Source organism: Paraburkholderia lycopersici (genome assembly GCF_900096975.1).
Lineage (GTDB): Bacteria > Pseudomonadota > Gammaproteobacteria > Burkholderiales > Burkholderiaceae > Paraburkholderia > Paraburkholderia lycopersici.
The window spans coordinates 195,661-212,681 of sequence record NZ_FMYQ01000005.1 but is presented as its reverse complement, the minus strand read 5'-3'; the positions used below and the strand labels follow the sequence as shown (position 1 = coordinate 212,681).

Below are 17,021 nucleotides of genomic sequence, written 5' to 3'. Positions count from 1 at the left end.
CGCCGCACCACCCGGCGCGGCGCGCACCCTCGCAGCCGATGCAGCGCCGTGCCTCCCGCAGGCGCGCAATAGAGAAGGGTGGTTCTCATGCGTCATCTCCATCTCCCCATGCCCATATTCAATCGAGCGCGTACGCCCCGGTCCCGGCAGGTCGAAACGCGGCGCTCGGCGTCACGCTGGCTCGTGTCGCCATCCGTCGCGGTGCTGCTGCTATGGATGACGATTCCGCTCGCGATGACGATCTGGTATTCGTTCACGCGCTACAACCTGCTGAACCCCGACCTCAAGGGGTTCGCGGGCTTCGACAACTACCGGTTCCTCGCCACCGATCCCTCGTTCGTGCCGTCGATCGTGCACACCATCGAGCTGATCGTGGCGGTGCTCGTCATCACCGTGGTCGGCGGCGTGCTGATGGCGGTGCTGTTCGACCGCAAGTTCATCGGCCAGGGCGTGGCGCGCCTGTTCGCCATCGCGCCGTTCTTCGTCATGCCCACGGTGAGCGCGCTGATCTGGAAGAACATGATCCTGCATCCCGTGTACGGCCTCGTGGCCGTCGCGATGCGCGCGATGGGCATGACGCCCATCGACTGGTTCGCCGTCTATCCGCTCACCGCGGTCATCATGATCGTGGCGTGGCAGTGGCTGCCGTTCGCGTTCCTCATTCTCTTCACGGCGATCCAGTCGCTCGACCAGGAGCAGAAGGAAGCCGCGAAGATCGACGGCGCGGGCGCGTTCGCCCTGTTCTTCTACATCACGCTGCCGCACCTGCGGCGCGCGATTGCCGTTGTCGTGATGATGGAGACCATCTTCCTGCTCTCGATCTTCGCCGAGATCTACACGACCACGGGCGGTGGCCCCGGCAACGCGACCACCAACCTCACTTACCTGATCTACTCGATGGGCCTGCAGCAGTTCGACGTGGGCATCGCCTCGGCTGGCGGCATTCTCGCCGTCGTGCTCGCGAACATCGTGTCGTTCTTCCTCGTGCGCATGCTTGCGCGCAACCTCAAAGGGGAGTACGAAAAATGAGCCAGATTACCGCTACGCCCGCGCCATCGCCCGACGCGGTCAACCGCGCTTCGCCGCTGCAGTTCGTCGGCCGCGCGCTGCCGGGGCTGCTTGCATGGATCATCGCGCTCGCGCTGTTCTTCCCGATCTTCTGGATGACGATCACGGCATTCAAGACCGAGCAGCAGGCCTACGTGCCGACGATCTTCTTCATGCCGACCCTCGACAGCTTCCGCGAGGTATTCGCGCGCAGCAACTACTTCGCGTTCGCGTGGAATTCGGTGCTGATTTCGGCGGGCGTGACGATCGTGTGCCTGATCCTCGCCGTGCCCGCCGCCTACGCGATGGCGTTCTTTCCCAACCAGCGCACGCAGAAGATCCTGCTGTGGATGCTTTCCACGAAGATGATGCCTTCGGTGGGTGTGCTCGTGCCGATCTACCTGCTGTGGAAGAACTCGGGGCTGCTCGACACCGTGACGGGGCTCGTCATCGTCTATACGCTCATCAACCTGCCGATTGCGGTGTGGATGGCCTACACGTATTTCAACGAGATTCCGCGCGACATTCTCGAAGCCGGACGCATGGACGGCGCGGCCACATGGCAGGAAATCGTCTATCTGCTCATGCCGATGGCCGTTCCCGGACTCGCGTCCACCGCGCTGCTGTTGATCATTCTTTCGTGGAACGAAGCATTCTGGAGCATCAATCTTTCCAGCTCGAACGCCGCGCCGCTCACGGTGTTCATCGCTTCTTATTCGAGTCCCGAAGGGCTCTTCTGGGCGAAGCTTTCGGCGGCGTCGCTGCTGGCGGTCGCGCCGGTGCTGATCGTCGGCTGGCTTTCGCAGAAGCAGCTGGTGCGCGGGCTCACGTTCGGGGCGGTCAAGTAATGGCGAATGCGACTGCCTTTCGAGCCCTGATCTGCGACTGCGACGGCGTGCTGATCGACAGCGAGGCCGTGGCGGCCCGCGTGCTGGTGCGCGAGCTGGAAGCGCGCTGGCCCGGGGTGGACGCCGCGCCGGTCGTGCTGCCGCTGCTCGGCCAGCGCATCGAGCGCGTGCTGGGCGGCGCGGGCGCGGCGCTCGAGCGCAGCCTCACGGCCGCCGACGTCGACGCGATCCGCACGGTAGCCGAGGCCGAAGCGCGCGAGGCGCCGCTCTTTCCCGGCGTGGCGGCCGCGCTGGAAGCGGTGACGCTCACGAGGGCCTGCGCGAGCAACAGCTACACCGACGTGGTGCGCGAAGTGCTGGCGCGCAACGGATTGCAGCGCTTCTTCGGCGAGCGCGTGTACTGCGCCGATATCGTGGCGATGCCGAAGCCGGCGCCCGACGTCTACCTCGCGGCGGCGCAGGGTATGGGCGTTGCGCCCGCCGCCTGCCTCGTGGTCGAGGACAGCGTGACGGGCGTGAGCGCGGCGCGCGCGGCGGGCATGACGGTGCTCGGTTTCGTGGGCGGCACGCACGTGGGCGGCGACGCGCATGCGCATGAGCTGCGCGACGCGGGTGCGAGCGAAATCTTCGACGACATGACGACGCTGCCCGCGCGGGTGGCGCACTGGATGAACAAGGCGGAAGTGGGCTCGCACTGAGCCGCTTTTGCAGCAAAGGAGACACATCATGGCAAGCGTGATCCTGAGAGACGTACTGAAGCGCTACGACGACAACGAAGTGCTGCGCGACGTGAACCTCGACATCGCCGACGGCGAGTTCGTCGTGTTCGTGGGCCCGAGCGGCTGCGGCAAGACCACGCTCATGCGGATGATCGCGGGGCTGGAGGATATCAGCGGCGGCGACCTGATGATCGACGGCACGCGCATGAACGACGTGCCGCCCGCGAAGCGCGGCATCGCGATGGTGTTCCAGTCGTACGCGCTCTATCCGCACATGACGCTTTACGACAACATGGCGTTCGGCCTCAAGCTCGCGGGCGCGAAGAAGCCTGAAATCGACGCGGCCGTGAAGAACGCCGCGAAGATCCTGCACATCGACCATCTGCTCGATCGCAAGCCCAGGCAGCTCTCGGGCGGCCAGCGCCAGCGCGTGGCGATCGGGCGCGCGATCACGCGCAAGCCGAAGGTGTTCCTGTTCGACGAGCCGCTCTCGAACCTCGACGCCGCGCTGCGCGTGAAAATGCGCCTCGAATTCGCGCGCCTGCACGACGAGCTGAAGACGACGATGATCTACGTGACGCACGATCAGGTCGAGGCGATGACGCTCGCCGACAAGATCGTCGTGCTGTCGGCGGGCAACGTCGAACAGGTCGGCAGTCCGAACCGTCTGTATCATGCGCCCGCGAACCGCTTCGTGGCGGGCTTCATCGGCTCGCCGAAGATGAACTTCCTCGACGGCACCGTTCAGCAGGTCGCGAGCGACGGCATCGTCGTGCGCTACGAGACCGGCGAGACGCAGAAGGTGGCGGTCGAACCGGGCAACGCGCGCGAAGGCGACAAGGTGACGGTGGGCATCCGCCCCGAGCATTTGCACATCATGGCGGGCGCGGAAGGCGTGAGCGCGAAGGCGATGACCGTGGAGTCGCTCGGCGACGCGGCGTATCTCTACGCGGAATGTCCGGTTGCGCCCGAAGGCCTGATCGCGCGCATTCCGCCGCTCGAGCGGCACGAGCGCGGCGAGTCGTTCAAGGTCGGCTCGACGCCCGATCACTGCCATCTCTTCGATGCGAACGGCCTTGCCTTCGAGCGTCGTTTCGCGCAGCAACTGGCTGCGTGATTTCACTGGCTTGCTGGACGCACCGCCTCGACGGATGAGGCGGTGTGCTGTGTGGCGAGGTACCTGAGGTTGTCTTTCATACGCCCGCTTCGCGCGGGCGTTTTTTTCGCCACGAGCATCTGGCGCGCGGGCGTTAGCGTTCGAGCGCCGCGCGCGCGCTCAGCTCGTCGGTGACGAGCCCGGAAAGCCAGCCGCCGTTGAGCGCCGCGATCACCGCTTCGCGCTTGCGCGCGCCGCCCGCGAAGCCGATGGTCGGGCGCCGCGGCGGCGAATCGAGGTACACGCTCGTCACGCGCCGGCCCGTGGGCGAATCGACGCGCTTGCCGGCCGCGTCGATCGGCAGGCCCAGCATTTCGGCCACGGCGCCCTGGCTCATCAGTTCGCGCACTTCGTCCGAGGTGATGAAGCCGTCCTCATGCAGCGGACAATGCTCGCCGATGTTGCCGATGCCGACGAACGCGACGTCGGCCTCGCCCGAAAGCGATTCGACGATGCGATAAAGCCGGTGATTGCACCATTGCGCGCGCTCGGCCTCGTTATCGGCGATGAGCGGCGCGGGCAGCAGGAAGTGCTTGCCGCCGGTCTTCTCCGAGATATGGAGCGCGACGTCGTAGCGGTTCGACGAACCGTCTTGCGCGATGGCGCCCACCATCGAAACGAGCCGGTGCTGAGGCCGCTCGAGCTGCGCGATCTGATCGACGGCCGCCTTGAGCGTGCGGCCGCTGCTCACGGCCACGACCATCGGCCGCTCTTCGCCGAGGTAGCGCTCCATGACCTGTGCGCCCGCCACCGCGAGCTTGCGATCGATTTCCTCGGCCGTGTCGTTGTCGACGGGCACCACTTCGCAAACCGAAAGACCGTAGCGCTTCGAAAGCGCGTCGGCGAGTGCGAGGCAATCGGCCAGCCGGTGATCGACGCGCACGCGTATCAGATTCTTTTCGACCGCGAACGCGACAAGGCGCTGCGCGACCGGGCGCGACACCTGCAGCTTCTCGGCGATTTCGTTCTGGGTGTTGCCGGCCACGTAGTAGAGCCAGGCGGCGCGGGTCGCGAGATCGAGTTTTTCGGAGGACTTGGGCACGGTGAAGGTCGTCGGGTCGGGATCGAGACGGGCGGTGCGCTGCGCACCTTACGCAAGGCGTTCGCGCGAAGGCTCGAAGAGCGGGCGCACATGGCGGTACAGCGAGCGATAGGCGGCGAGGCGCTCGCGCAGCGCCGCGTGGCGCGCGGCACGCGGCGTGTACTCGGCCACCACGGGCGGCTTGCTCAGCACTTCGCGCGCGTCGCCGCCCGCCGCGAGCCAGCCAAGACGCGCCGCACCGAGCGCCGCGCCCGTCTCGCCGCCGCCGTGCTGACGCGTGGGCGTATCGAATGCGTCCGCGACGAGTTGCGCCCAGTAGCCGCTGCGCGCGCCGCCGCCCAGCATCGACAGCGCGCCCACCTCGGTGCCGGCGGCCGCGAGCGCGTCGAGGCCGTCGGTGAGCGCGAGCGTCACGCCTTCGAGCACGGCATAGCCGAGCAGCGCGCGGTCGGTCGCGTGCGTCATGCCGAAGAACACGCCCTGCGCATACGGATCGTTGTGCGGCGTGCGCTCGCCCGAAAGATAGGGGAGAAAGAGCGGCGCTTCGCCGAGCGTTTGCGGGGCGAGCTGTTCGACTTCGGCGAGCAGCGCGGGCTCGTTCGTGCCCGTGAGCTTGCAGACCCAGCGCAGGCAGCTTGCCGCCGAGAGCACGACGCTCATCTGATGCCAGCGGTCCGGAATGGCGTGGCAGAACGCATGCACGGCGGAGGCGGGATTGGGCCGGAAGCGGTCGCCCACGACGCACAGCACGCCCGAAGTGCCGAGCGAGACGAAGCCGTCGCCGGGCTGGGTCGCGCCGATGCCGATTGCGCTCGTTGCGTTGTCGCCGCCGCCCGCCGCGACGACCACGTCTTCGCGCAGGCCGAATTCTCGCGCGAGCGCGGGCAGGAGCGTGCCGGAGGGCGCGCTGCCTTCGGCGAGCGAGGGCATGTGCGCGCGCGTCATGTTGCAGGCGTCGAGCAATGCGTCGGACCAGTCGCGCTTCGCCACGTCGAGCCAGAGCGTGCCCGCCGCATCGGATGGATCGGACACCTTGCCGCCCGTCAGGCGCAGGCGCAGATAGTCCTTCGGCAGCAGCACGCAGGCCGTCTCGCGAAAGATGTGCGGCTCGTGGCGCGCAACCCACAGCAGCTTGGGCGCGGTGAAGCCCGGCATGGCCAGATTGCCGGCGATGCGATGCAACTGCGGCGCACGCGCGGTCAGTTCGGCGCATTCCTCGACGGCGCGCATGTCGTTCCAGAGGATCGCGGGGCGCAGCACGTTGTCGTGCGTGTCGAGCAGCACGGCGCCGTGCATCTGCCCGGAAAGGCCGATGCCGCGCACCTGCGCGAATTCGTGCGGATGCGCCCCGCGCAGCGCGGCGAGCGCGCGGCGCGTGCCGTCCCACCAGTCGGCGGGATTCTGTTCGGACCAGCGCGGATGCGGGCGCGAGACGACGAAGGGCGTGCCGGCGGTGCCGATCACGCGGCCGTCGGGCGCGAGCAGCAGAACTTTCACTTCGGAGGTGCCGAGGTCGATGCCGAGATACATGGGGCGCGCTGAAGTCGTGATGAGAGTTGCGCTACTTTAGCGGCCCGCCGGGCGCGACGCCATGCGCGCCGACCCGCAGGGCGCGCGTGGCGCGTGGTTTGCCGCTTGCCGGGCGGTTCGGGGTTCTGTCTGCGCGCGTCGTCAAACGCTGCAGCCGCGCGAGGCGAGCCATTGGTCGACGCGCGCGAGCGCGCCGCGGATCGCGCCGCCGAGTGCCGGGTTGCCGGCGAGACCGCCCCAGAGCAGCTTGTCGCCGAGAAACGTCGAGACCGGATCGCCGCTCTCGAACATCCGATGCACGGCCGCATCATCCATTACGCCGTCCTGGTAGCGGTAGGGCAGCGTGTCCTTGTGCCAGCGTTCGAGAAAGCGCAGGAAAAGCGCGGGCAGCATGGCCGTGGCGGCGGGCGTCGCGCCTGCGGCGATCCGCTGAGCGAGTGTCGGCGCGATGAAGCCGGGGATCTTCGAATAGCCGTCGGCGGCCACGCGCTGGTTCGTGTCCTGGATGTACGGATTGCTGAAGCGCTCGAGCACGATGTCTCGATACTTCGCGAGATCGAGCGGGCTGGGCGTGAGGCAGGGGATCACGTCTTCGCTCACGTACTCGCGCGCGAAGGTGCGGATATCCGGGTCGTTGGTGCCCTCGTGAATGAAGTCGAGCCCGACGAGCGTGCCCGCCCACGCAATGCAGCTATGCGTTGCATTGAGAATGCGGATCTTCGCTTCCTCGTAGGGCATCACCGATTCGACCATTTCCGCGCCCGCGCGCTCCCAGGCGGGCCGCCCGGCGCAGAAGTGATCTTCGATCACCCATTGGATGAACGCCTCGCCCATCACGGGGCAGGCGTCGTCCGCGCCGGTTGCCGCTTTCACGCGTTCGCGCACGTCGGGCGTGGGGCGCGGCGTGATGCGGTCGACCATCGAGTCGGGGCAGGCCGTGTTCGCGTCGAACCAGGCGCGCAGATCCGTCGCGCCGCGCAGCGCGAGGAACTCGCGCATGCCCGCGTGAAAGCGCTTGCCGTTGCTGCGCAGGTTGTCGCACGTTTGCAGCGTGACGGGGCCGCCGCTGCGCGCCATGCGGGCTTCGAGAATCGTGGCGAGCGCGCCGTAGATCGTCGTGCGCGCGCCCTGGAGGTCGGCGGCGAGGTCCGGGTTCGCGGTGTCGAGGCGGTCGTGCTCGTCCAGGTAGTAGCCCCCCTCGGTCACCGTGAACGCAATGATCTTGCACGACGCGTCGGCGCCCGCGTCGATCAGGCCCGCGAGGTCGGCGGACCAGGGCAGCACGCGCGTGATCGAGCGGATGGTTTCGTAGCTGCGCTCGCCTTGGGGCGTGACGGTTTCGAGCGTGTAGACGCCGTTTTGCGCGGCCAGCGCCTCGAGCACGGCGTTCATGTCGGCGCGGATATTGCCGACGGTGAGCGACCAGGCCGCCTCGCCGGGCTTGCGAGCGAGGTTCGCGCGATGCAGGTACCACGCCTGATGCGCCCGGTGAAACGACCCGGCGCCGATGTGCAGGATCACGTTCGCGTCGCTGCGTTCGGTGTTCATTCGGTGTCTCCTTACTCAAAGCTGCCGGTCGGCCAATGCTTGAGCAATTGCTCTATTGATGAACGAATGATCGTATCCGGGCGATTGAAAGTCAAGCGGGCCGCGGCGGTTTTCCGTGGCGCGCTGCGGTGGGGGACGATTTGCTCGTGGCGGTCGAAGGGGCGCCGCGCGGGGGTTTCTGGAGGATTTTGTGGCGCACAAGCCCGCGCCCGGAAAGCGGCTCGCAAGCCGACGGCGCTGTGCGGCGCGTGTCGCCGGTCGCGATATTCGCCGTTCGCGGCTCGCGCGAAGACGACCACCGGCGCGCAGACGCCCTAGCCGCCTGTCCGCTCCACCGCCGCAACGGCCTGCGCGGTCGCGTCGGCCGCGCAGCAATCCACGACGATGCGCTCCGGCATCGCGCGCAGCCACGTGAGCTGGCGTTTGCAGAGCTGGCGTGTGGCGAACACGCCTTTGTCGCGCATGGTGCCGTAGTCCACTTCGCCGTCGAGGTATTCCCACACCTGGCGGTAGCCCACGCAGCGCATCGAAGGCAGGTTGGGATTCAGGTCGCCGCGCGCGCGCAGCGCCTTCACCTCGTCGATGAGACCGCCCGCGAGCATCGCGTCGAAGCGCGCTTCGATGCGTGCGTGCAGGACGCCGCGATCCGAAGGTTCGAGCGCGACGGGCACGAAGCGGTAGCGCTCGGCTTCGTCTTCGCGCGTGGATGGCGTGGCGAGCAGCACCGACATCGGCTGCCCGCTCAGCATGAATATTTCGAGCGCGCGCTGGATGCGCTGCGAGTCGTTGGGCGCGAGGCGCGCCGCCGTGGCCGGATCGACGAGCGCGAGGCGCGCATGCATGGCGGGCCAGCCGCCGCGCGCGGCTTCGGCGTCGAGTTGGGCACGCACGGCGGGGTCGGCCGCGGGCAGATCGTTGAGGCCTTGCGTGAGCGCCTTGTAGTAGAGCATCGTGCCGCCCACGAGCAGCGGCACGTTCCCGCGCGCGACGATTTCGCCCGTCACGCGCAGCGCGTCGGCGCGAAAGTCGGCGGCGGACCAGGCATCCGCCGGATCGACGATATCGATCAGATGATGCGCGACGGCTGCGCGCTCGTCGGCGGTCGGCTTCGCGGTGCCGATGTCCATCTCGCGGTAGACGAGCGCCGAATCGACGCTCACGATTTCGACCGTGCGCCCGCGCGTCGCCGACTGCGCGGCGTAGGCGAGCGCGGCCGCCGTCTTGCCCGAGGCCGTGGGGCCGAGCAGGCACGCGACGGGCAACGCGCTGCGGGGTGTCGTGGCCTGCGTCATTGACCGCGCATGAAGAGCCGATCGAGATCGGCGAGCGTGAGCTGATACCAGGTCGGCCGGCCGTGATTGCACTGGTCGGCGCGTTCGGTCGCTTCCATCTGGCGCAAGAGCGCGTTCATCTCGTCGAGCGTGAGACGGCGGTTCGCACGCACCGCGTGATGGCAGGCGAGCGTGCCGAGCATCTCGTGCTGCCGCTCGGTCAGCACGCGCGAGCCGCCGTACGCATGCAGATCGGCGAGCACGGCGCGCGCGAGCGCCTGGAGGTCGGCGTCCTTGAGCAGCGCGGGCACCGCCCGGATCGCGATCGACGTGGGCGAGAGCACGGCGAGATCGAAGCCGAGCGCTTCGAGCGTGGCCTTTTCTTCTTCGACGGTGCCGGTTTCGACGGGATCGGCCGTCATCGAGATCGGGATCAGCAAGGGCTGCACGGCGAGCGAGCGCTCGGCGAGCGCCTGCTTGAACTGCTCGTAAAGAATGCGTTCGTGCGCGGCGTGCATGTCGACGATCACGAGGCCGCGCGCATTTTGCGCGAGCACGTAGATGCCGTGCACCTGGCCGAGCGCGAAACCGAGCGGGTGGTCCTCGCCGGCTTCGAAGGCCGGTTGCGGCGCGCGGGCGGCCAGCTCGCCCGCGGCGGCGTCCGCCTGCGGCACGGTCGCGCCTTGCGCCGTGCCCGCGCCGACGTCCTTGCGGCCGAACAAGGCGTCGTACAGCGCGAGCGGCTGCGCGACGGGCAGGCTGCCTTGCGTCATGCGGGACTGGCGCAGCCAGGTGTTGCCGCTACCGCTGCTGCCCGAGCCCGAGCCGCCCGGCGGCCCGAAGCCGGACGCCCGCGATTCCGCGCCGCCCGAGCCGCCGAAGCTGCTTGCCACGCTAGCCGTGCCGAATTGGCCGGCCGCGCCGAAGCGGCTGGCTGCGCCAGGCGCGCCGTCTGCGTGCGGGCGATCCGCCGCGCCGGAAGCCAGCCCGGCCGAAGCGCCGAGCACGCCGGCGCCCGGCAACGCACGCGGCTCGATGAGCGCGGCATGTCCGCCCGCGGTGGTTTCGGGCGACGCGCCCGCATGGCGCGCGAGCGCGCGCTGCACCGCATGAAACACGAACTGGTGAATCGAGCGCGAGTCGCGGAAGCGCACCTCGATCTTCGAGGGATGCACGTTCACGTCGACGGCCTCGGGCGGCAGGTCGAGGAACAGCACATACGACGGATAGCGCTCGCCGTGCAACACGTCCTCATAGGCCGAGCGCACGGCGTGCGTGAGCAGCTTGTCGCGCACGAAGCGACCGTTCACGAAGAAATACTGCTGATCGGCGCGGTTGCGGCTGGCCGTGGGCAGGCCCGCGCAGCCATAAATGGCGAGCGGACCCGCGCGCTCGTCGAGCGGCAGGTGCGCCGTGGCGAACACTTCGCCGAGGATCTTCGAGACGCGCGTGCCCGGATCGCTTGCATTCCAGTGCTCGACGGCGCGCCCGTTGTGCAGCACCGAGATCGCCACGTCGGGGCGCGCGAGCGCGCTGCGGCGGATCATTTCGAGGCAATGACCGAGTTCGGTCTGTTCGCTCTTCAGGAATTTGCGGCGCGCGGGCGTGTTGAAGTACAGCTCGCGCACTTCGATGGTGGTGCCCTGGCCGCCCGCCGCGGGCGAAACGGCACCCGTGTGCGCTTCGATCTTCACGGCGTGCGGCGCGTCGGCGCTGCGGCTCGTGATCGACATTTCGGCCACCGAGGCGATCGACGCCAGCGCTTCGCCGCGGAACCCGAGCGTCGCGACGCTCTCCAGTTCGGCAAGCGAGCGGATCTTGCTCGTGGCGTGGCGCATGAGCGCGAGCGGCAACTCGGCTTCGGGAATGCCGCAGCCGTCGTCGGCAATGGAAATGCGCTTCACGCCGCCCTCATCGAGCAGGATGCGCAGCGTGCTCGCGCCCGCGTCGAGCGAGTTTTCCAGCAGTTCCTTGACGACGGATGCGGGCCGTTCGACCACCTCGCCGGCGGCGATCTGGCTGATGAGCTGGTCGGGCAGGGCCTGGATCGCGCGCGGGAGCTGGGCGGCGCGCGGCGCGGCCGCAGCGCCGGTGATGCCGGCGGCGGAATCGGCGGTCCGGGCCGGATCGGGCGCGGCACCGGTGAGTTCGGAATTCGAAGACATGCGCGCAATTATAACGACTCGGCGCCATGCGGCTGGGCGCCCATGGGGGACCGGGAAAGCGCCGTCTCGCGGCGCTTTGTGCGCGAATTCACCGAAATTCGCGGGAAATTTTCGTGACGTAAGGGCACTTTCGGTATCATGGCGCGGTCAATTTTGCTTCTCGCGCAACACGGGGCGAACGCACGTTTTCAGGCGCGCGGCCCACGTCAATAAGGGACACCTTTGGATACGCTTCTGCAGTTCGCCAACCTTGTCTTGCACATCGACAAGTTCCTTGGGGTCTTCATCCACCAGTACGGCGCCTGGGTCTACGCGGTGCTGTTCCTGATCGTGTTCAGCGAAACCGGGCTCGTCGTCCTGCCATTCCTGCCCGGCGATTCGCTGCTCTTCATCGGCGGCGCGTTCGCGGCCACGCACGAGATGAATCTCGGCCTGCTGATCGTCCTTCTGGTCGCCGCGGCGGTTTCGGGCAATACGGTCAATTACCTCATTGGCCGCGCCATCGGCCCCAAGGTGTTCAACACGCACATTCCCGTGCTCGAACGCTTTCTCGATCGCGCCGCGCTGCAGAAAACGCACGAGTTCTACGAGCGCCACGGCGGCAAGACCATCGTGCTCGCGCGCTTCATCCCCGTCGTGCGCACGTTCGCGCCATTCGTGGCCGGCGTTTCGCAAATGGGCATGAAGCGCTTTCAGCTCTTCAACATGGCGGGCGCACTCTTCTGGGTGCTGCTGCTCGTGCTGCTCGGCTATTTCTTCGGCAACATTCCGTTCATTCGCCAGTACCTCAACGTGATCGTGCTCGTCGGCATCGGCGCCGCCATCGTGCCGGTCGTGATCGGCGGCGTCTGGAAGATGATGCGCAAGGACTCGCGCGGCGGCGCGGTGCGCAAGCCGAACGGCGGCTGAGCGCGTTCGTCCCGCTACGGGTCACGCTAGAAAAAGAAACGGCATCGCCTGCGAGGGCGATGCCGTTTCTTTTTGGCGACGACGTAAAGCGCGTAAAGCGCTACGAACCCACGCGACGAATGATCGACGGTGTTTCGGGCGTCGGGTAGCCGGCGTCCTTGAAGGTCTCGACAATCGCGCGATTGGTGTCGAAGTAGACCTGCCAGTAGGTCTCGTTGCCGGTGTAGGGCCGCACGGCCAGCAGCGGCCCTTCGGGCGTGAACGAGAGGATTTCGACGTCGGGCGGCGGATCCTGCGCAACGTTCGGAATCTTCGCGATGGCCGCGCGCAGGCGGCTGGCCGCATCGACGGGATCGACGCCGTTGGCGATCTTCGCGGTGAGCTCGACGCGTCGCACGGACGTCGCGCTGAAGTTCGAGATGGTGTCCGAAAAGATCTTGTTGTTACCGACGATGTTCACGACGTTGTCCGGCGAGATGATGGTCGTGCCGAAAATGCCCAGTTCCTTCACGGTGCCCGTCACGCCGCCCGCCGTCACGAAGTCGCCCACCTTGAACGGCCGCAGCACCTGCATGAACACGCCCGCCGCGAAGTGCGCGAGCAGGCCGCCCCACGCCGTGCCGATGGCGAGGCCGAGACCGGCGAGCAGCGCCGCGAACGAGGTGGTCTGCACGCCGAATACCTGGAGGATCGCGAGAATCAGCAGCAGGTTCAGCACGGCGGCGAGTATCGAGCTGAGGTAATGCGCGAGCGTGGCGTCGACGCGTTCGTTGCGCGCGAGCACCTTGCGCAGCAAGCCGGCAACGAGGTTGATGGCCCAGCGTCCGATGATCCACAGGACGATCGCCGCCACGACCTTGGTCCCGAAATCGATGCCTCGGGTCATGATGAAGACGCGGATGGTTTCGAGATCCAAAATGCCCTCGCTTGTGCCGTGGTTGAGCCGGAAAGACGTGCAACTGACATTGGCGGGGAGCCGTGAGCGGCGTCGATGGCCGGCGCCGTCTGTCCCTCGGTGCATTTATAGGCGAAGTGGCAAAAGCGCGCATTCAACGTGCCCGACTGCCTGCCTCGCGGTTGACACTGGGCAGGCCGCGCGGACCGGTCGATGCGGCACGGACGGCCATTCGCCTGTATCGTTGCGAACCGGCACGGACACGAAAAGGAGGCCCGCCATGAACCTTCAGAACACCGACCTTCATCTCATCACCGTGAAGCTCGCCGAATTGCGCCCTACGCAGATCACGGTTGGCTATCGCGAGGTGAGCGCCAAGCGTGCGCACTGGAATACGCTCGGCAGGAAGGGCCGGGCGGCGGTCATCGACTCGCACTGGTTTCCCGCCGTGCTCGGGCCGAAGTCGCGCTACTACGTGGTCGATCACCACCACCTTGGGCGCGCGTGGCTCGAGGAATCGGTGGAAAGCGTGCGCGTGACCGTGCTCAAGGACCTTTCCTGGCTCGAGCCCACCCTTTTCTGGCGCATGATGGAGCACAACCAGTGGGTGCATCCGTTCGATGCGGCGGGCGAGCGCTGCGAATTCGACCAGTTGCCGAAACAGCTCCTCGGTCTTGCCGACGATCCGTATCGCAGCCTCGCGGGCGAATTGCGCACGGCGGGCGGCTATGCGAAGGACACGACGCCGTTCAGCGAATTCCTGTGGGCCGACTATCTGCGCCGCAAGGTGTCCGAAACGCGGCTGCGCAAGGACTTCGACGCCGCACTCGCCGATGCGCTTTCGCACGCGCACGATCCCGAGGCGCGCTATCTGCCGGGTTGGTCGGGCGTGGTGCCGCCCGTAACGGCGGCGGCTCCGGGCAAGGACGGGAAGGCCGGCAAGGTCAAGAAAGGCTGACGCGGGAAGATGCGATCCGCGTGCGAGGCGGGACGCGGGGTTTCGTGCGTCTTACGTCACGTCGGCAGCATCGATTTGCTGCACGCGGACGTCGGGGGCGGCCGTTGGCGCCCCGCGTGCCTTGCATGCCTCTCGCGCGTCATGTGATTTCCGCCGCCGCGCGCGCCACGCCGGATACCACGCGAGCAATGCGGCCAGCACGTAGGCGAGGGCGCGCTCCCGCCAGGTTTCGCTCGGATTATGCGATCGCCACGGACCGCCTGCTTCGGCGAAGACGAGGAAGGTGACCGCCGTATCGAACGCGAGCGCGATCGCCATCAAGCCTTGAAACAGGCGTGCGCCGTTCGGCGTGAGATCGGGCCGCGCGCAGCCGACGAGCCAGCAGCCCACGCGCACGGCGACGAGCAAGGCGAGATTCCAGAGCAGAACACAGACGAAGTTGACCATGATGCGAGTTGACCGACCCGGATGACGCGCAGCCCGCTCCGAGGCGAGCGGTGGCGCGATCCTGGCATGGCGATGCATCTTGATAAATACGGACAGGCCGTGGTTTTGGCTCGCGTGTCGCATGCGCCGTCCGTGCGAGCAAAGCGCGGCGCGGCTCGCGCCGGTTTGTCAAGCATGGTCAAGCGTGCGCGCCGTTGCGTGCGCACCACGGCTACGCGCTGCCGGGTTTCAGCGCGCGTCGGGCAACGGCGCTTGCGGCGGCGTGCCTTGCGTCAGGTAGTGGCTGAGCCACTCGCTCGCCGGGCCCCTCGCCGTATCGGTGCGATGGATCAGCGAAACGTTGTAGTTCACCGAGCGCCGGTCCGCGAGCGCCACGCGCACGAGCCGCCCGGCTTCGAGATCGGCTTCCACGAGATGCTTCGGCATCGAACCCCAGCCGAGGCCCGCGAGCAGCAGCCGGTGCTTCGCGCCCAGGTCGCCGAGCTTCCACGCGCGATTGCTGTACACCCCGAACGTTTGCCCTTCGGTAAGGCGGCTGCGATCGGTCAGGACGAGTTGCGTGTGCTCGCGCGCATCCGAAATCCGCACGGGCTGATCGGCCTTCGCGAGCGGATGGCAGGGTGCGGCGACGAGCACGAGCTCCACCGTGCCGATGGACTGCGCCTCGATCACGTGCGGCCAGTTATGGTTCGGCCCGCTGATGCCGAATGCGCAGTCGCCGTCGAGCACGAGCTTGAGCACGCCGCCAAGCGCTTCCATCGTGAGATTGAGCGCGACAGTGGGGAACGCGAACGCGAATGCCTGCAGCGCCTCTACGAGCCGCTGCGACGGAAACATCACGTCCACGGCCACCGAAACTTCGCCTTCCAGCCCGCGCTGCAGGCCGGCCGCCTTGGCGTTAAGCTGGCCCATGAGCAGATCGAGGCGGCGCGCGTCGGCGAGAATCGCGCGGCCCGCGGCCGTGAGTTCCGGCTTGCGCTTGCCGCGCGCGAACAGCGCGACGCCCAGCAGCGCCTCGAGATTGGCGATCGTATAGCTGACCACCGACTGCGCGCGGTCGAGCTGGCGCGCGGCCGCCGAGAAGCTGCCCGTTTCGGCGACGGCGATCAGCGCGCGCAACTGTTCGAGGCTAGGGGAGCGGTCCGAGGTGCGGTCCATCGTCGAATTATCGAAAAAATAGATGATAACGATCCATTTTAGACGATTGTTTGAATATGTTTGCCCGGGTAAAGTGCATGCCTCGAATATTGGAGCCGTATGCCGATGAACCCTACCGTCAAGCCCGCCGGCCGCTATAACGGCATCGCCATGCTGCTGCACTGGTTGATCGCCGCGCTGATCGTCTGGGGCTTCGCGCTCGGCTGGGTGATGACCGACATTCCCGGCATCACGCCCACCAAGCTGCGTTACTTCTCGTGGCACAAGTGGATTGGCGTGACCGTGCTCGCCCTCGTGCTCGTGCGCATTCTCTGGCGCGCCACGCACGCCGCGCCCGCGCTGCCCGGGTCCATGCACGGTTGGGAGCGGCGCGCCGCGCATGCGGGCCATTTCGCGCTTTACGTGCTGATGGTCGCGATTCCGGTGACGGGCTACCTCTACAGTTCCGCGGCCGGCATTCAGGTCGTGTATCTCGGCATCTGGCCGCTGCCCGTGCTGATCGGTCCGGACACCGCGCTCAAGGGCGTACTGCGCACCGTGCACGTTGCGCTCAACTACACGTTGCTCGCCGTCGTCGTGGTGCACGTGCTCGCGGTCGCCAAGCATCAGTTGATCGACCGCCAGAACATCCTTTCGCGCATGCTGCCGTTCGGCACGCCGCGCGACTGACCGCACGGCGTGTTTCGCGTCATGCGAAACACGCCGGAACCTTTCCCCCACGCATTGCCTGCATCCACCTTGGAGCGACCGCCCATGATCCAGCGTCTTGCCCATGCCGCTTCCGTCGTCGCGCTCGCCGCAGGCGCGGCGGCTTTCGTCACGAATGCCGACGCCGCCGCCGAAGCCGCAAAGAACTCCGTGACCGCCGTGTTCAAGCAGATGAACGTGCCGGTCGAGGGACGTTTTAACCACTTCACCGCCAATGTGCGCTTCGATCCGGCCAACGTCGCGGCGTCGAGCGCGAAGCTCGACGTCGACGTGGCGAGCTTCGACATCGGCGCGCCGGAATACAACAAGGAAGTCGCGGGCGACGAGTGGTTCGACGCGGCGCACTTTCCGCACGCGACTTTTGTCTCGACGCAGATCAAGCCCGGCGCGAACGGCGCGTTTAGCGTGACCGGCAAGCTGACGATCAAGGGCAAGACGACCGACGTCGTCGTGCCGGTGCAATACCACAAGGACGGCGCGAACCAGGTGTTCGACGGCACGCTGCCCATCAAGCGCCTCGCGTACAACATCGGCTCGGGCGAGTGGAAGGACACCTCGGTCGTCGCCGACGACGTGCAGATCAAGTTTCACATCGTGTCCGCCGCGCACTGACGCGCGCC

At 67.3% G+C, this 17,021-nt stretch carries 16 protein-coding genes; 8 read left to right on the top strand and 8 right to left on the bottom strand.

The features are described from left to right. Positions 1-87: 87 nt before the first annotated feature. From BLU17_RS08410 to BLU17_RS08395, 4 genes are read left to right on the top strand one after another with little or no spacing between them, the layout of a single operon-like run. The gene (locus tag BLU17_RS08410) at positions 88-1,029 is read left to right on the top strand and encodes a carbohydrate ABC transporter permease (protein ID WP_091996266.1); all 942 of its coding nucleotides are present in this window, start codon (positions 88-90) and stop codon (positions 1,027-1,029) included. Further along, positions 1,026-1,895, top strand: a complete 870-nt coding sequence (locus BLU17_RS08405) for a carbohydrate ABC transporter permease (protein WP_091996265.1) — start codon at positions 1,026-1,028, stop codon at positions 1,893-1,895. Before BLU17_RS08410 ends, BLU17_RS08405 begins: the two co-directional genes overlap by 4 nt. Then, positions 1,895-2,593: an HAD family hydrolase gene (locus BLU17_RS08400; RefSeq protein ID WP_091996264.1), complete on the top strand. Its 699-nt coding sequence runs from the start codon at positions 1,895-1,897 to the stop codon at positions 2,591-2,593. The genes BLU17_RS08405 and BLU17_RS08400 overlap by 1 nt, the downstream gene beginning before the upstream one ends. Before the next feature lie 28 nt (positions 2,594-2,621). Continuing rightward, positions 2,622-3,731, top strand: a complete 1,110-nt coding sequence (locus BLU17_RS08395) for an ABC transporter ATP-binding protein (RefSeq protein WP_091996263.1) — start codon at positions 2,622-2,624, stop codon at positions 3,729-3,731. A 133-nt stretch (positions 3,732-3,864) separates the two neighbouring features. On the opposite strand, the gene BLU17_RS08390 is transcribed toward BLU17_RS08395, so the two are convergent. The 5 genes from BLU17_RS08390 to mutL form a co-directional block, all read right to left on the bottom strand. Then, positions 3,865-4,812 carry a sugar-binding transcriptional regulator gene (locus tag BLU17_RS08390; protein WP_091996262.1) on the bottom strand — a complete coding sequence of 316 codons (948 nt, stop codon included), beginning with the start codon at positions 4,810-4,812 and terminating at the stop codon, positions 3,865-3,867. Between the two features lie 48 nt (positions 4,813-4,860). After that, the gene (xylB, locus tag BLU17_RS08385) at positions 4,861-6,342 is read right to left on the bottom strand and encodes a xylulokinase (RefSeq protein ID WP_091996261.1); all 1,482 of its coding nucleotides are present in this window, start codon (positions 6,340-6,342) and stop codon (positions 4,861-4,863) included. Between the two features lie 141 nt (positions 6,343-6,483). Beyond that, positions 6,484-7,890, bottom strand: coding sequence for a D-arabinitol 4-dehydrogenase (gene dalD, locus BLU17_RS08380; protein WP_091996260.1), 1,407 nt, complete (start codon positions 7,888-7,890; stop codon positions 6,484-6,486). 314 nt (positions 7,891-8,204) lie between these two features. Next, positions 8,205-9,182 carry a tRNA (adenosine(37)-N6)-dimethylallyltransferase MiaA gene (miaA, locus tag BLU17_RS08375; RefSeq protein ID WP_091996259.1) on the bottom strand — a complete coding sequence of 326 codons (978 nt, stop codon included), beginning with the start codon at positions 9,180-9,182 and terminating at the stop codon, positions 8,205-8,207. Next, the gene (gene mutL / locus BLU17_RS08370; RefSeq protein WP_091996258.1) at positions 9,179-11,326 is read right to left on the bottom strand and encodes a DNA mismatch repair endonuclease MutL; all 2,148 of its coding nucleotides are present in this window, start codon (positions 11,324-11,326) and stop codon (positions 9,179-9,181) included. The genes miaA and mutL overlap by 4 nt, the downstream gene beginning before the upstream one ends. Before the next feature lie 222 nt (positions 11,327-11,548). Here mutL and BLU17_RS08365 point away from each other — a divergent pair, with 222 nt between their 5' ends. Then, a complete protein-coding gene (locus BLU17_RS08365) occupies positions 11,549-12,235 on the top strand; it encodes a VTT domain-containing protein (RefSeq protein WP_091996257.1) in 687 nt (228 codons plus the stop codon). A 100-nt stretch (positions 12,236-12,335) separates the two neighbouring features. Here BLU17_RS08365 and BLU17_RS08360 read toward each other — a convergent pair whose 3' ends face one another. Next, the gene (locus BLU17_RS08360) at positions 12,336-13,151 is read right to left on the bottom strand and encodes a mechanosensitive ion channel family protein (protein ID WP_091996256.1); all 816 of its coding nucleotides are present in this window, start codon (positions 13,149-13,151) and stop codon (positions 12,336-12,338) included. Between the two features lie 259 nt (positions 13,152-13,410). Here BLU17_RS08360 and BLU17_RS08355 point away from each other — a divergent pair, with 259 nt between their 5' ends. Further along, positions 13,411-14,088, top strand: a complete 678-nt coding sequence (locus BLU17_RS08355) for a ParB-like protein (RefSeq protein WP_091996255.1) — start codon at positions 13,411-13,413, stop codon at positions 14,086-14,088. 51 nt (positions 14,089-14,139) lie between these two features. Here BLU17_RS08355 and BLU17_RS08350 read toward each other — a convergent pair whose 3' ends face one another. Continuing rightward, entirely contained in the window at positions 14,140-14,658 is a 519-nt protein-coding gene (locus BLU17_RS08350) for a hypothetical protein (RefSeq protein WP_143189197.1), read from the bottom strand. 105 nt (positions 14,659-14,763) lie between these two features. Continuing rightward, on the bottom strand, positions 14,764-15,693 hold the full coding sequence (locus tag BLU17_RS08345; RefSeq protein ID WP_091996253.1) for a LysR family transcriptional regulator: 930 nt from the start codon (positions 15,691-15,693) through the stop codon (positions 14,764-14,766). A gap of 105 nt (positions 15,694-15,798) precedes the next feature. Here BLU17_RS08345 and BLU17_RS08340 point away from each other — a divergent pair, with 105 nt between their 5' ends. Then, complete coding sequence (locus BLU17_RS08340; RefSeq protein ID WP_245746768.1) at positions 15,799-16,362, top strand: cytochrome b; 564 nt, start codon at positions 15,799-15,801, stop codon at positions 16,360-16,362. 84 nt (positions 16,363-16,446) lie between these two features. Next, positions 16,447-17,013, top strand: a complete 567-nt coding sequence (locus tag BLU17_RS08335) for a YceI family protein (RefSeq protein WP_091996251.1) — start codon at positions 16,447-16,449, stop codon at positions 17,011-17,013. Positions 17,014-17,021: the final 8 nt, after the last annotated feature.